Annotated in this window: 18 protein-coding genes; 17 read left to right on the forward strand and 1 reads right to left on the reverse strand. The window is 69.4% G+C overall.

The genetic code is table 11. The features are described 5' to 3' along the window. Positions 1–21: 21 nt before the first annotated feature. The 3 genes from dgcN to V5740_RS12115 are packed head-to-tail and all read left to right on the forward strand — an operon-like array spanning position 22 to position 3,223. On the forward strand, positions 22–1,020 hold the full coding sequence (gene dgcN, locus V5740_RS12105) for an N-acetyltransferase DgcN (protein WP_347302731.1): 999 nt from the start codon (positions 22–24) through the stop codon (positions 1,018–1,020). Then, complete coding sequence (gene dgcA / locus V5740_RS12110; protein ID WP_347302732.1) at positions 1,017–1,994, forward strand: N-acetyl-D-Glu racemase DgcA; 978 nt, start codon at positions 1,017–1,019, stop codon at positions 1,992–1,994. Before dgcN ends, dgcA begins: the two co-directional genes overlap by 4 nt. 11 nt (positions 1,995–2,005) lie before the next feature. Then, the gene (locus tag V5740_RS12115) at positions 2,006–3,223 is read left to right on the forward strand and encodes a dicarboxylate/amino acid:cation symporter (RefSeq protein WP_347302733.1); all 1,218 of its coding nucleotides are present in this window, start codon (positions 2,006–2,008) and stop codon (positions 3,221–3,223) included. On the opposite strand, the gene V5740_RS12120 is transcribed toward V5740_RS12115, so the two are convergent. Beyond that, a complete protein-coding gene (locus tag V5740_RS12120; protein ID WP_347302734.1) occupies positions 3,220–3,855 on the reverse strand; it encodes a DedA family protein in 636 nt (211 codons plus the stop codon). The genes V5740_RS12115 and V5740_RS12120 overlap by 4 nt on opposite strands. 213 nt (positions 3,856–4,068) lie before the next feature. Between V5740_RS12120 and V5740_RS12125 the strand changes: the two genes are divergently transcribed. From V5740_RS12125 to V5740_RS12190, 14 genes are all read left to right on the forward strand, one after another. After that, positions 4,069–4,572 (forward strand): hypothetical protein, encoded by a 504-nt coding sequence (locus V5740_RS12125; protein WP_347302735.1) that lies wholly within the window; start codon positions 4,069–4,071, stop codon positions 4,570–4,572. Then, the gene (locus V5740_RS12130; protein WP_347302736.1) at positions 4,559–5,917 is read left to right on the forward strand and encodes a terminase family protein; all 1,359 of its coding nucleotides are present in this window, start codon (positions 4,559–4,561) and stop codon (positions 5,915–5,917) included. The genes V5740_RS12125 and V5740_RS12130 overlap by 14 nt, the downstream gene beginning before the upstream one ends. A gap of 85 nt (positions 5,918–6,002) precedes the next feature. After that, the gene (locus V5740_RS12135; RefSeq protein ID WP_347302737.1) at positions 6,003–7,169 is read left to right on the forward strand and encodes a phage portal protein; all 1,167 of its coding nucleotides are present in this window, start codon (positions 6,003–6,005) and stop codon (positions 7,167–7,169) included. Positions 7,170–7,183: 14 nt separating this feature from the next. Beyond that, the gene (locus tag V5740_RS12140; RefSeq protein ID WP_347304520.1) at positions 7,184–7,477 is read left to right on the forward strand and encodes a DUF6127 family protein; all 294 of its coding nucleotides are present in this window, start codon (positions 7,184–7,186) and stop codon (positions 7,475–7,477) included. Further along, positions 7,474–7,884 (forward strand): HK97 family phage prohead protease, encoded by a 411-nt coding sequence (locus tag V5740_RS12145; RefSeq protein ID WP_347302738.1) that lies wholly within the window; start codon positions 7,474–7,476, stop codon positions 7,882–7,884. The genes V5740_RS12140 and V5740_RS12145 overlap by 4 nt, the downstream gene beginning before the upstream one ends. A 125-nt stretch (positions 7,885–8,009) precedes the next feature. Further along, the gene (locus V5740_RS12150) at positions 8,010–8,357 is read left to right on the forward strand and encodes a hypothetical protein (protein WP_347302739.1); all 348 of its coding nucleotides are present in this window, start codon (positions 8,010–8,012) and stop codon (positions 8,355–8,357) included. A gap of 138 nt (positions 8,358–8,495) precedes the next feature. Beyond that, positions 8,496–9,632 carry a phage major capsid protein gene (locus V5740_RS12155; protein WP_347302740.1) on the forward strand — a complete coding sequence of 379 codons (1,137 nt, stop codon included), beginning with the start codon at positions 8,496–8,498 and terminating at the stop codon, positions 9,630–9,632. Positions 9,633–9,763: 131 nt separating this feature from the next. Continuing rightward, positions 9,764–10,309, forward strand: a complete 546-nt coding sequence (locus V5740_RS12160; RefSeq protein ID WP_347302741.1) for a phage head-tail connector protein — start codon at positions 9,764–9,766, stop codon at positions 10,307–10,309. Next, positions 10,306–10,464: a hypothetical protein gene (locus tag V5740_RS12165; RefSeq protein WP_347302742.1), complete on the forward strand. Its 159-nt coding sequence runs from the start codon at positions 10,306–10,308 to the stop codon at positions 10,462–10,464. The genes V5740_RS12160 and V5740_RS12165 overlap by 4 nt, the downstream gene beginning before the upstream one ends. An 11-nt stretch (positions 10,465–10,475) precedes the next feature. Further along, positions 10,476–10,874: a DUF3168 domain-containing protein gene (locus V5740_RS12170; RefSeq protein ID WP_347302743.1), complete on the forward strand. Its 399-nt coding sequence runs from the start codon at positions 10,476–10,478 to the stop codon at positions 10,872–10,874. Further along, positions 10,871–11,272 (forward strand): phage tail protein, encoded by a 402-nt coding sequence (locus V5740_RS12175; RefSeq protein WP_347302744.1) that lies wholly within the window; start codon positions 10,871–10,873, stop codon positions 11,270–11,272. The genes V5740_RS12170 and V5740_RS12175 overlap by 4 nt, the downstream gene beginning before the upstream one ends. Further along, on the forward strand, positions 11,269–11,586 hold the full coding sequence (locus V5740_RS12180) for a gene transfer agent family protein (RefSeq protein ID WP_347302745.1): 318 nt from the start codon (positions 11,269–11,271) through the stop codon (positions 11,584–11,586). The genes V5740_RS12175 and V5740_RS12180 overlap by 4 nt, the downstream gene beginning before the upstream one ends. Next, a complete protein-coding gene (locus tag V5740_RS12185; RefSeq protein WP_347302746.1) occupies positions 11,587–11,781 on the forward strand; it encodes a phage tail assembly chaperone in 195 nt (64 codons plus the stop codon). It abuts the gene before it with no gap. Then, a complete protein-coding gene (locus V5740_RS12190; RefSeq protein WP_347302747.1) occupies positions 11,774–12,349 on the forward strand; it encodes a tail tape measure protein in 576 nt (191 codons plus the stop codon). Before V5740_RS12185 ends, V5740_RS12190 begins: the two co-directional genes overlap by 8 nt. The last annotated feature ends 17 nt before the right edge of the window (positions 12,350–12,366 follow it).

The raw sequence follows: 12,366 nt of genomic DNA on the forward strand, positions 1-12,366 counted from the left end.
CGCTTCGAGGACCGACCGCCGATGATCGCCACGCCGTACCTGCTCTATCTGGGCCATGCCGACGATCCGGTCGGCATCAAGACGTCGCGCGGATTGGCGGTGTTCCGGCCGGAGAGCTGCGTCGGCGAGTTCCGGCATGATGATTGCCCGCTGACACTGGGCCTGCCGCGCCTGTCGCTGGATGAAGCGGTGGCGGCGGGTGCGCGGACGCTGGTCCTGGGGATCGCCAATGCCGGCGGCGTGCTGGGCGATGCGCTGGTGAGGGATGCGGTGGCCGCGCTGGAGGCGGGGCTGGACGTCGCCGCCGGGCTGCACCAGCGCTTGGCGGACAATCCGCTGATCGCCGCCGCCGCCGCCCGCACCGGGCGCCGCCTGCACGACGTGCGCGATGCGCCCGCCGGGCTGCCGGTCGGCACCGGCTACCCCCGTGCCGGGCGGCGGCTGCTGACGGTGGGAACCGATTGTTCGGTGGGGAAGATGTATGCCAGCCTGGCGCTGGTCGCGGGGCTCCGGGCGAAGGGACTACCGGCGGATTTCCGCGCCACCGGGCAGACCGGCATCCTGATCGCGGGCGCCGGCGTGCCGCTGGACGCCGTGGTGGCCGATTTCATCTCCGGCGCGATCGAGCAACTGGCACCGGCGCGCGATGACGGGGGCTGGGACGTGATCGAGGGGCAGGGATCGCTGTTCCATCCCTCCTTCGCCGGCGTCAGCACGGGTCTGCTGCACGGGGCGCAGGCCGGGGTGCTGGTGCTGTGCCACGATCCCGCGCGCCCGCATGTGCGCGGCCTGCCCGGACGGGCGCTGCCGACGATCGCGGAGTGCATCGCGGCGAACCTGCAGGTGGCGCGGCTGACCAGCCCGGCGGTGCGGATGGGTGGCATCGCGCTCAACACCGTATCGCTGGACGAGGACGCCGCGAGGGCCATGTGCGCGGCGCTGGCGGAGGAGCATGGTCTGGCGTGCAGCGATCCGCACCGGTTCGGCGTGGATGATCTGATCGACGGGGTGCTGGCATGAGGACCGTGCAGGCGCGGGCCGAAAGCTTCCCGCTGGCGCGGCCGTTCCGCATCAGCCGGGGCACAACGCTGACCGCCAATGTGGTGGCGGTGACGGTGACGGAGAACGGCCACACCGGCTTCGGCGAGTGTGTGCCCTATACCCGTTACCGCGAGACGGTGGAGAGCACGCTGGCGGCGATCGCCGGGGTGCGCGGCGCTTTGGAGGCGGGCGCCGGCCGGGCGGAGCTGCTGACGCTGCTGCCCGCGGGTGCGGCGCGCAACGCGCTCGATTGCGCGCTGTGGGATCTGGAGGCGCAAGGAGCGGGGCAGGGCCTGCTGCCGACCACGCCGATCGCCACCGCGCTGACCGTGACGATCGACACGCCGGACAAGATGGCGGAGCAGGCGCGCGCGCTGGCGGGTGTGCCGCTCATCAAGGTGAAGCTGGACCGCGACATGATCGCCGAGCGGCTGGCCGCGGTGCGCGGCGCCGCGCCGGGACCGCGGCTGATCGTCGATCCCAATGAAAGCTGGACAATTGCCGAGGTGGAAGGCCTGCAGGGCGTTATGCAGGAACAGCGGGTCGATCTGCTGGAACAGCCCTTGCCCGCAGGCGACGACACGGCGTTGCAGGACTATACCGGCACGATCCCGATCGCGGCGGACGAGAGTGTGCATATCGCCGCCGACCTCGCCACCCTGCCGCGCGGCTACAGCGTGGTGAACATCAAGCTGGACAAGGCGGGTGGGCTGACCGCCGCGCTGGAATTGGCCGACGCGGCGGAAGCTGCCGGCTACACGCTGATGACCGGATGCATGGTGTGCTCGTCCCTGTCGATCGCGCCCGCGATGCTGCCGGCGGCGCGCAGCCGGTTCGTCGATCTGGACGGGCCGGTCTGGCTGCTGCAGGACCGGCCTGGCGGCGTGACCGTGACGGACGGCATGCTGCACCCGCCTGCTCCCGGTTTCTGGGGCGGCGGGCAGCCGCGCTGAGGAGATTGCGATTGCCCCATCTGCTCCGCCGCTGGCTCGCCGTTCCACTGTGGCAGCGGGTGGTGGGGGCGTTGCTGGCGGGCGTCGCGCTGGGTCTGCTGTGGCCGGCGGGCGCGACCGGCATCGCGGTGCTGGGCGAGCTGTTCGTGCGGCTGATCCGGATGCTGGTGGTCCCCGTGGTGTTCGTCAGCCTGTCGGCCGGCGTCGCGGCACTCGGCGATCCGAAACGGCTGGGGTCGGTCGGCGGGCGGACGGTCGCGCTGTTCGCCTTCACCACCCTGTGCGCGGTCGCCATCGGCATGGCGCTGGGCCTGCTGGTGCAGCCGGGGGCAGGCGCGGCGATCGGCAGCGCGACCGACTTCGCGTTGGGCACGCCGGTGTCGGTGCATGACCAGCTGGTGGGCATCGTGCCGCTGAACATCGTCGCCGCGCTGATGGATGGCGACATGCTGGCGATCATCTTCTTCGCGGTGCTGCTGGGCTGCGGGATCGTGCTGGCGGGCGATGAAGGCCGGCCGCTGGCGGCGGTGCTGGAATCGGCGGGGCGGGTGCTGTTCCGCCTGGTCGGCGTGGTGATGGAGCTGACGCCATTCGGCGTGCTGGCGCTGATCGCCAATGCCGTGGCCGCGAACGGCGTGGCGGTGTTCGCCAACATCGCGCTGCTGGCGCTATGCGTGGCGGCGGGAGTGCTGGCGCAGATCGTGGCGGTCCACCTGCCGCTGCTGCGGCTGGTCGCGCGGCGCGGCCTCGTGCGCTTCTTCCGCGATGCGGCCGATGCGCTGGTGGTGGCGTTCTCCACGGCATCCAGCGCGGCCACGTTGCCCGTGGCATTGCGAATTGCGGTCGAGGACATGCGCTTGCTGCCGGCGGTGGCGGGCACGGTGCTGCCGGTGGGGGCGAGCATCGGCAAGGACGGAACGGCGATGTATGTCGGGCTGCTGGCTGTGTTCAGCCTGCAGGCGCTGGGATACCAGCCGGATCTGCTGACGCTGCTGCTGGTGCTGGGCACCGGCGCGCTGGCGGCGTTCGGCACTGCGCCGATCCCGTCCGCGTCGCTGTTCATGCTGGCCGCGGTGTTGAGTGCGGTCGGCGTTCCGGGGGAGCAGACCGCGCTGGTCGTCGGCTTCGTTCTGCCGTTCGACCGGCTGCTGGACATGACGCGCACCGTGGCGAGCGCCAACGCCAACCTGACGGTGACCGCTTGCGTGGCGCGGCTGGACGCCGGTTAGGCGATCAGGCCCGCCTCCGCCCGGCATTCGTCGCGCGTCTCCTCGCCTCCGCCACCCAGGAACATCAGCGCCAGGAAACCGCCGACCACGGCCACGGCGAAGCCTGCGGTGACGAGGCCGAGATACTTGTCGATGAACCGCTTGATCGGGGCACCGAACAGGCGGAACAGCACGCCCACGATCATGAAGCTGATCGACCTGCTGACGATGCTGGCGAGAATGAAGGTGCCGATGTTCATGCCGATGAAGCCGGCGGTGATCGTCAGCAGCTTGAACGGGATGGGCGTCGCACCCTTGATCATGATGATCTCCGCCCCGTAGGCCCGGAGATAGCAGGCGGCGACGGGGAAGCTTTCGGTCATGCCGAGCAGCGCCAGCAATTCCGTGCCGATCGTATCGTACAGCGCATAGCCGATAGCATAGCCGAGCAGCCCGCCGATCACCGAGGCAGCGGTGGCGATCGCGGCGTAGCGGATCGCACGGGCCGGATTGGCGAGGCACATCAGCCCCAGCAACGGATGCGGGGGGATCGGGAAGAAGCTGGCCTCCATAAAGGAGAACAGCGCCAGCCAACCGGTGGCATGGGGGTGCGCCGCCTTGGCCATCACCCATTCGTACAATTTGCGCAGCATGATGCCCCCGGGTGTCTCGCCTGTCCGGCGGAGGGTTACAGCCCCTTCGCACCTGCGGCAAGCAAGGTTCACGAACCACAATGGTTATTCATGCTTGACATCGTCACGCTGTTTGGTTAGTGAAGAGGAACATCGCGATAGACCGATTCGGGACGCACCCGCCGCCACGCAGCGGCCGCGAGGGTGGCGCCCACATCAATCACGGGGGTTTTCATGACACAGGCCGGAGACGGCGCGCCGGAGGCGTGCCGCAGCAGCTGCATGTCCGATGACGAGCGGCAGAGATTTCTGACCACCCTCAGCGAGACATCGAATGTGGACGTCTCCGCCGCGGCGGCGGAGGTCAGCGTGTCGACGGTGCACCGCGTACGGGCCGAGAACCCCGACTTCGCCGCAGCCTGGCAGGCCGCACTGGATGACGGGTACGACCGGCTGGAACTGGAGCTGCTCTACCGGCTGCGCAGCGGCCGGGTGGAAGAGCAGGACGAGACCGGCGCCAAGCGCAAATACGACATCGCGACCGGCTTCCGCATCCTGTCCGCCCACCGGCAGCGACAGCAGGCGGAAGGTGGCGGGGCCGCGGGGCTGGGCAGCGAAGCGGCGGTGATCGCCGCCATCGATGCGCGCCTTGACGAACTGCGCGAACGCCGGCGGGTGGACAATGCGGCCTTGGCGGCCGCCGCAGCGGCGCTGCAGGTGCAAGATGACATCGCCTGACGAGCGGCTGCTGGTGGCCGAGCGGCAGGGATTCTGGCGCGGCCTGGACGATGAAAGTTTTGGCGCATTGCTGGACGGAATGGACCCGCAGCAGCGCACCATGCTGCTATATCACTGGCGCCTGCATGCCCGGGCCGAGCAGCTCCAGCCGCTGGGGGACTGGCGGTTGTGGCTGATCATGGCTGGGCGTGGCTTCGGCAAGAGCCGGGCCGGCGCGGAATGGGTGCGAGAAGTGGCCAAGGCCGACCCCCATGCCCGCATCGCGCTGGTCGGAGCGAACCTGCCTGAAGTGCGGGCGGTGATGGTGGAGGGCGACAACGGCGTGCTGGCCTGCAGCCCGCCGCTGTGGCCGGCCCCACGGTTCGAACCGTCGCTGCGCCGGATCACCTTTCCCAGCGGGGCGCAGGCATATCTGTACTCCGCGGCGGAACCCGACTCCTTGCGTGGACCACAGCATTCGCATGCCTGGTGCGACGAGATCGGCAAGTGGGACAGCACGGGGGAACGGGCGACCATGGCCTGGGACAACCTGCAATTGGGCATGCGCCTAGGCACGAACCCCCGCGTGCTGGCCACGACCACGCCCCGCGCGGTGCCGCTCGTCCGCAGGCTGCATGCCCAGGCGCAAAAGCCGGGCGGCGTGTTGATCCAGGGGAGCACAATGGACAATGCCCGCAACCTGCCCGCCAGCTACCTGCTGAACATGCAGGAGCAGTATGGCGGCACCACGCTGGGTCGGCAGGAATTGAACGGCGAGTTGCTGACCGACGTGGAAGGCGCGCTGTGGAGCCGAGCGCTGATCGAGCGGCTGCGGATCCCGTTGGTGCCCGGCGTGCTGAAGCGGGTGGTAGTGGGCGTCGACCCGCCAGCCAGTGCCCGCGGCGACGAATGCGGCATCGTGGTGGCGGGCGTGTTGGAAGGTCCACGCTATGTGGTGCTGGCGGATGTCAGCGTTGCCAAGGCCAGCCCCGAACGCTGGGCCAGGGCGGTGGCAGCCACGGTCACCGAATGGCAGGCCTGCCGCGTAGTCGCCGAGAGCAACCAGGGCGGCGACATGGTGGAAAGCGTGCTGCGTGCCGCCGACTGCCAGATGCCGGTCAAACAGGTGAAGGCCACCACCAGCAAGAGCGCCCGGGCCGAGCCCGTGTCGACCTTGTACGAAGGCGGCAAGGTCCACCATGTCGGCGTGTTTCCGACGCTGGAGGACCAGCTGTGCGGCATGATCATGGGCGGCGGTTATGAAGGACCGGGGCGCAGCCCCGACCGGGCCGACGCGTTGATCTGGGCCATGATGGACCTGGTCGAAGGCGAGGCAAGGCGGCCGCCGCGCGTATTGCAGCTGTAACCCCGTCGCCACCCAAGTTGACGGTTTGGACCGGCCGCTCCTGACGGAGCCGGCCGGTTTTTCTTTGCCACAAGGAACTCGGGCAATGTCTCTTTTCGATAGCCTGCGCTCCGCCTTCAAGGCGGGCGGCGGGACGCGCGTGCCGCTGACGCATGGCTACGTCCCGCCCTATGCGATGGCGCTGGGCGTGCAGCCCGCGCGCATCGCGTTCGAATATCGCCGCGGCGTGCGCGACGCCTTCCTGGACAATCCGGTGGCCCAGCGCGCGGTCCGGATCGTCGCCGACGGCGTCGCCGCGGCGCCGCTGACGATCAGCGATGCCCGCGTCCGCCGCCTGATCGGGGCGCATTCGGCCGGGCAGTCGCTGCTGGAGACGCTGGCCGCGCAGCTGGTGCTGCACGGCAACGCCTTCGTCCAGATTATGCGCGACGAGAACGGCGCCCCGGCTGAGCTGTTCGCGCTGCGGCCCGAACGCATGGCGGTGGTGGCCGGCGCGGACGGCTGGCCCGTCGCCTATGATTATGGTGTGGGCGGCAGCACGGTGCGCCTGCCGGTGGAGGATGCCGATGGCTGGCCCACGGTGATTCACCTGAAGGCGTTCCACCCAGCGGACGACCATTACGGCGCCGGCTGCCTGTCCGCCGCCGAAGGTGCGGTGCAGATCCACAATGCGGCGGCTGCCTGGAACAAGGCGCTGCTGGACAATGCGGCCCGCCCGTCGGGCGCGCTGGTCTATGCCAATGGCGACAGCAGCCATCTGGCCCCTGAGCAGTTCGACCGGCTCAAGGAGGAACTGGCCCAGGCGTTCAGCGGCAGCGGCAATGCCGGGCGTCCCATGCTGCTGGAAGGCGGCCTGCAGTGGCAGAGCCTGTCGATGAGCCCGGCGGAAATGGATTTCGCCGAGCTGAAGGCGGCAGCGGCGCGCGATATCGCGCTTGCGTTCGGTGTGCCCCCGATGCTGCTGGGCCTGCCGGGCGACAACACCTACGCCAATTACCGCGAGGCGAGCAAAGCGCTGTGGCGGCTGACGCTGCTGCCGCTGGCGGGAAAGATCCTGACCGGCCTGCAGGAAGGGCTGACGCCGTGGTTCCCGCGGCTGAGCCTGGCGGTGGACCTGGATCGCGTGCCGGCGCTCGCCGAGGATCGCGAGCGGTTGTGGGCGCAGGTGAGCGGCGCGGACTTCCTAGACGCGGACGAGAAGCGCGCATTGCTGGGCCTGCCGCCGCGCAAGGGCGGGGAGCCGGTGCGGTGACCCGGCGCGAGGACATGCTGGCTGGGCTGATCGCCCAGGCCGGCGCAAGCGGCGCCGATCTGGTGACGCTGCGCGCCATCATCGAGGAAGCGAGCGAGCTGGGCGCCGAGCGCGTGTTGACCCGGCTGAACCTGGGCGACGACCGCGCGCAGGACGACATCGACGAATTGCGCGACCTGCTGGGCGCGTGGCGCGCGGCGAAGTCGAGCGCGTGGAAGGCGGCCATCGAATGGTTGGTGCGCGGGCTGATGGCGGTGCTGCTGATCGGCATCGCGGTGCGGCTGAACGTGCCGGAGATGCTGAAATGACGGCGATCGACAAACCCCTGCGCTTCGCCGGCTATGCCGCGTTGTTCGATATCCCTGACGGTGCCCGCGACGTGATCCGTCCGGGAGCCTTCGCTCGCACGCTGGCCGCCCGCCGCGAGCCGGTGCCGCTGTTCTGGCAGCATCGCCCGCAGCAGCGGATCGGCACGGTGGAGCTGCTGGCGGAAGACGCCCGTGGCCTGCGGGTGATCGCCCAGATCGACAACCCGCTGAGCCGCGCCGCCGCCGAGCTGACCGCCCGCCGTGTAAGCGGGTTGTCGTTCGGCTACTTCGCGCGTGCCGCAACCGCTTTCCCCGCTGGACGCCTGCTTGAGGACATCGACCTGTTCGAGGTCAGCCTCGTCACCCGCCCGCTCCAGCCGGGAGCGCGGGTTCACCTGATCGGGTGAACCCGTCGCAAGCCGCCAACCGGAACGGAAACTTCCGGTTGGCGGCACTCTGCCTGCCCCGACCCATCCCCTGTTCACAACCCACCCCGCCGGGCGCCGCCCGGCATCAATGGAGACTACCTGCCATGACCATGACCATGCCCGTCGCCGGCCTCCGCATCACCCGTGACCTGCGCGCCGCCGAGGCAGCGCTGGACGAAGCGCTGCTGAAGCACAACGCGCTGTTCGCGACGCTGCTGACCGCTCGCCAGAACATCGAGGAAGCCGGCCCGTTCTCCGGCCACGAAGTCCTGCTGCGCCTGGTTAAGTCGCAGCAGACCCTGCTGGCAGCCGGCAGCGACCTGGCCCGCGTGCATGGCGGCCTAAGCGACATGGGTCGCGAAATGGGTGCCGCCATCCACGATTGCCCGCCGAACCAGCCGATGGGCTTCATCGAGGGTGAGGGCGAGGACCTGGTGCGCGCCGCGGCCTGAGCCGCGCCGGCAGGTCGGTGGGGCCGGGGCAACGGATCGCCCCGGCCCCGATCGAGGCCGGCCAACCCGCTGACCACCGACTGCATCCCCGCTGCGCCTGCAGCGACGAATTCTTCCCAACCGAAAGGCTAGTGCCACATGAGTTCCCCCAACGATCAGGACGTGCTGGCCGCGTCCTTCGACATCGTCGCGCGTCAGGACCGCACCGATGATGCCATTGCCGAGCTGCGTACCGAGATCGACGAGGTGAAGGCCCGTATTGCCCGACTGGGCCGCACCGGCGTTTCGCGCGTTGCGCTGGCCGCCGGTGAGCGCGGTGTCGAGGTCAAGGGCTTCGTCGAGGGTTACCTGCGGCAGGGCCGCGAGACCGAGCTGAAGGGCCTGAACAGCGCGACCGGGACCGAAGGCGGCTTTGCCGTGCCTTCCGAGATCGATGTGGCGATCGCCGCAACGGTGAAGGCGATCAGCCCGCTTCGCCAGGTGGCGCAGGTGGTGAGCGTCGGCAGCGCCGGTTACCGCAAGCTGGTGAGCACCGGCGGTGCGGCCAGTGGCTGGGTCAGCGAGATGGCGCCGCGTCCTGCGACCAATACCTCCGCCTTCAAGGAGGTGAGCCCGCCGAGCGGCGAGCTGTATGCCAACCCGGCCGCCAGCCAGACCATGCTGGACGATGCCGCGTTCGACCTGGAAAGCTGGCTGACTGCCGAGATCGCAGTCGAGTTCGCCCGCGCGGAAGGCGCAGCCTTCATCAACGGCACCGGCAAGAACCAGCCGCTGGGTATCCTGCGGATGCCGACGGCCGACATGCGCGATGACGAGCGCGCCTTCGGCACGCTGGAATACATCAAATCCGGCGCCGATGACGGTTTCGATGTCGGGCCCGACCTGAAGCTGGTGGACATGATCCATTCGTTGAAGTCGAACCTGCGCCAGGGTGCGTGCTGGCTGATGAACAGCCGGACGCTGGCGGAGCTGCGCAAGCTGAAGACGGCCGATGGCGCCTTTGTCTGGCAGGCGAGCCTGTCGGAGGGGCAGCCCGACCGCCTGCTGGGCTATCCGGTGATCGAGGCCGAGGACATGCCCGACATCGACATCGGCGAATATCCGATCGCCTTCGGCAACTTCCAGGCCGGCTATCTGATCACGGAGCGTTCCGCGACGAGCATCCTGCGCGATCCGTTCACGAACAAGCCGTTCGTCCACTTCTACGCCACCAAGCGCGTGGGCGGCCAGGTGCTGGATTCGAACGCCATCAAGCTGCTGCGCATCGAAGCATAAGCGAGCAGCTGGCGGGTCGGCGAAGGGTGCCCCTTTCCCCGCGCCGACCCGCTTTGCTTGCGCCCATGCCGCCCGCTCGAACGGGTCGGCCGCACGGACGCATCGGATTTCTTCCAGACATGGAGACCGCCATGAAGCGGGCAATCGTCACGCCGGCCGACATGGCGGGCGCGGCTCTCGACGAGCTCAAATCCTGGCTCGCCATCACCACCACGCGCGACGATTCCTACCTGACCACCCTGCTGCATGCCGCCACGGACATGTGCGAGGCGTTCACCGGGTTGATGCCGTTGTCGGCGACATGCGAGGAAATGCTGGCACCGGGTACCGGATGGCAGGCGCTGCGCACCCGGCCCGTGCAGTCGATCCTGCAGGTGGACCGGCGCGACGCGGCCGGCACGCTGTCCACCATGCCGGTGGCCGATTACGCGATCGACCTCGAGAGTGAGGGCGGCGGCCGCGTGCGGCTGTTGCGCGATGGCGGCGGCGTGGCGGTTGTCCGCTTCGTCGCGGGTCTGGCCGGCGAATGGTCGACCCTGCCTGCCAGCCTGCGCCACGGAATCGTGCGCCTTGCCGCCGACCAGTTCGAGCAGCGTGGCACCGCGGCGGCGCGCACCGCTCCGCCGGCCTGCGTGGTGGCGCTGTGGCAACCATGGCGCCGGTTGCGCCTGCGATGAACCAGCCATTCGCAAGCGGCGCAGATGCCGCGATCGAGCGACTGACGATCAAGGCCGAGCAGATCGCTCACGCCAATGCGGAGCGGCGCGCCGGCGCCAGCAGCGCCTGGCACCGGCCGGACATGCTGTGGCCGCTGGAAGCGCGCACCGACTGAAGGGACCCCTGATGGAAAACGAACTGCGTATCGCGCTGATCGATTGGCTGCGGACCGACGCGGTGCTGGCCGAGGCGGTGAACATCGTGGCGGAGGAGCATCCGCGGCAGGTCAGCGCACCCTCTATCGGCCTGGTGGCAAGCGCCAGTACCGACTGGAGCACCAAGACGGAGCATGGCCGCGAGGTGCGGATCGCGCTGCAATACCGTTCTCGCGGCGACGAACCGGCAGAAGCCGGTCGTGTCGTTGCAGCTATTGAACGGCGGGTTGAAAGCCTGCCCCGCCGCCAGCCCGGCTGGCAGGTGGTGAGCATCACCTTCCTGCGGGCCCGCGCCGAACAGCGCCCCCGGCAGGACCGCGCCATCCTGCTGGAATACCGATTCCGCATGCTTTCAGGAGAACTGCCATGACTGCCCAGAAGGGTTCCGCCTTCCTGCTGAAGATCGCGGGGGAAGAATCCACCTATCGTACCGTTGCCGGCCTGCGGACGACGCAGATGTCGATCAATGGCGATGCCGTGGTGGTGACGCACAAGGAATCGGGCGGCTGGCGCGAGCTGCTGTCCGGTGCCGGTTCGCGCCACGTCTCGGTCAGCGCGGCGGGCATTTTCCTGGGCAGCGAGGCGGAGAACGCCATTCGCGCCCATGCGCTGGCCGGCACCGTGGCGCCATACGAGCTGTCGTTCGAGCATGGCGAGAAGCTGCAGGGCACGTTCCTAGTGCAGCGCCTCGACTATGCCGGCGATTTCAATGGCGAGCGCAACTACACGCTGCAGCTGGAGAGCAGTGGTCCGGTGGTGCCGGCGTGATCGCCGGTCCGGCGGCAAATCCCATCCGCGGCGAGGCTGAAATGGTGATTGGCGGCGTACCGCATCTGCTGCGCCCGACCTTTGCCGCGCTGGTTGCGGCCGAGGCGGAGCTGGGCTCGCTGTTCGCGCTGGTTGACCGGGCAAGCGACGGGGCCTTGCGGCTGGACGAGATGGCCGCGTTGTTCTGGCATTGCCTGGCAGATAGGGATGAGGTTGCGCGCGAGGCGGTGGGGCAGGCGGTAGTGGCGCAGGGGCTGGCGGCATGTGCCCGGCCCCTTGCCATGTTGCTGCGCCAGATCCTGCAGGGGGCCTGAGTGAGCTCCTTCACCGCTGTCGCAGCGCGGCTGGCCGGGCTGGTCCCGGCCGTTTTGGGGTGGCGGCCAGACGAGTTCTGGACCGCCACCCCGGCGGAGGTAGCCGCCATCCTGGCACCGCAGACACCCGCTGGGGCCGTGCAGGGCCTTGGCCGCGGCGAACTGAATCAATTGCTGGAGCGGGATCATGGATGACGAAACCGAAACGCTGATGATCGATGTGCGCGCCAGCACGGCGGGCCTGCGCGCCGATCTGCAAGCGATGCGCGGCACCCTGGTAAGCGCGGTGGACAGCGCGGGCGCAGAGGCCGGCGCCGCGCTGGAGCGCGGCCTGCTGGGTGCGATCCGCCGGGGCAGCCTGGGGTTCGATGACCTGAAGCGTGCCGCGCTGAGCGCCATGGACGAGATTGCCGCAGGTGCGGTGGAGCGTGGCATCGGTTCACTGGTCGGCCCGGCCGCAACCGGCGCGCAAGGCTCCCTGACCGGGTTGCTGGCTGGCGCCGCGGGCGCGCTGCTTGGCCTGCCGGGTCGCGCGACCGGCGGGCCAGTGTCGCCTGGCCGACCCTATTGGGTAGGCGAGCGCGGACCGGAGATGTTCGTGCCGACCGCGGCCGGGCGGGTCGAAGTACCCGCAGGAGTCCCGCGAGAGGTGCGCGTGTCTATCCAATTGCAGCAGCCACGCGGCGGGGAAGCGCCAACCGCGTTGCGCCGATCGCAGCGGCAGATCGCCAGCCACATCCGCCGCTCCCTGCGCGCAGTCTGACAGAAAGAGGATTGGTC

Source organism: Croceibacterium sp. TMG7-5b_MA50 (assembly GCF_039830145.1).
Taxonomy (GTDB): Bacteria; Pseudomonadota; Alphaproteobacteria; order Sphingomonadales; family Sphingomonadaceae; genus Croceibacterium.

Bases quoted from the DNA above. Each gene is read 5' to 3' on its own strand.
- dgcA (WP_347302732.1), top strand. From the start codon at position 1,017: ATGAGGACCGTGCAGGCGCGGGCCGAAAGCTTCCCGCTGGCGCGGCCG.
- V5740_RS12145 (WP_347302738.1), top strand. From the start codon at position 7,474: ATGACGGCGATCGACAAACCCCTGCGCTTCGCCGGCTATGCCGCGTTG.
- dgcN (WP_347302731.1), top strand. From the start codon at position 22: ATGATCGCCACGCCGTACCTGCTCTATCTGGGCCATGCCGACGATCCG.
- V5740_RS12125 (WP_347302735.1), top strand. From the start codon at position 4,069: ATGACACAGGCCGGAGACGGCGCGCCGGAGGCGTGCCGCAGCAGCTGC.
- V5740_RS12140 (WP_347304520.1), top strand. From the start codon at position 7,184: ATGCTGGCTGGGCTGATCGCCCAGGCCGGCGCAAGCGGCGCCGATCTG.
- V5740_RS12155 (WP_347302740.1), top strand. From the start codon at position 8,496: ATGAGTTCCCCCAACGATCAGGACGTGCTGGCCGCGTCCTTCGACATC.
- V5740_RS12150 (WP_347302739.1), top strand. From the start codon at position 8,010: ATGACCATGACCATGCCCGTCGCCGGCCTCCGCATCACCCGTGACCTG.
- V5740_RS12175 (WP_347302744.1), top strand. From the start codon at position 10,871: ATGACTGCCCAGAAGGGTTCCGCCTTCCTGCTGAAGATCGCGGGGGAA.
- V5740_RS12190 (WP_347302747.1), top strand. From the start codon at position 11,774: ATGGATGACGAAACCGAAACGCTGATGATCGATGTGCGCGCCAGCACG.
- V5740_RS12130 (WP_347302736.1), top strand. From the start codon at position 4,559: ATGACATCGCCTGACGAGCGGCTGCTGGTGGCCGAGCGGCAGGGATTC.
- V5740_RS12165 (WP_347302742.1), top strand. From the start codon at position 10,306: ATGAACCAGCCATTCGCAAGCGGCGCAGATGCCGCGATCGAGCGACTG.
- V5740_RS12135 (WP_347302737.1), top strand. From the start codon at position 6,003: ATGTCTCTTTTCGATAGCCTGCGCTCCGCCTTCAAGGCGGGCGGCGGG.
- V5740_RS12170 (WP_347302743.1), top strand. From the start codon at position 10,476: ATGGAAAACGAACTGCGTATCGCGCTGATCGATTGGCTGCGGACCGAC.
- V5740_RS12120 (WP_347302734.1), bottom strand. From the start codon at position 3,855: ATGCTGCGCAAATTGTACGAATGGGTGATGGCCAAGGCGGCGCACCCC.
- V5740_RS12160 (WP_347302741.1), top strand. From the start codon at position 9,764: ATGAAGCGGGCAATCGTCACGCCGGCCGACATGGCGGGCGCGGCTCTC.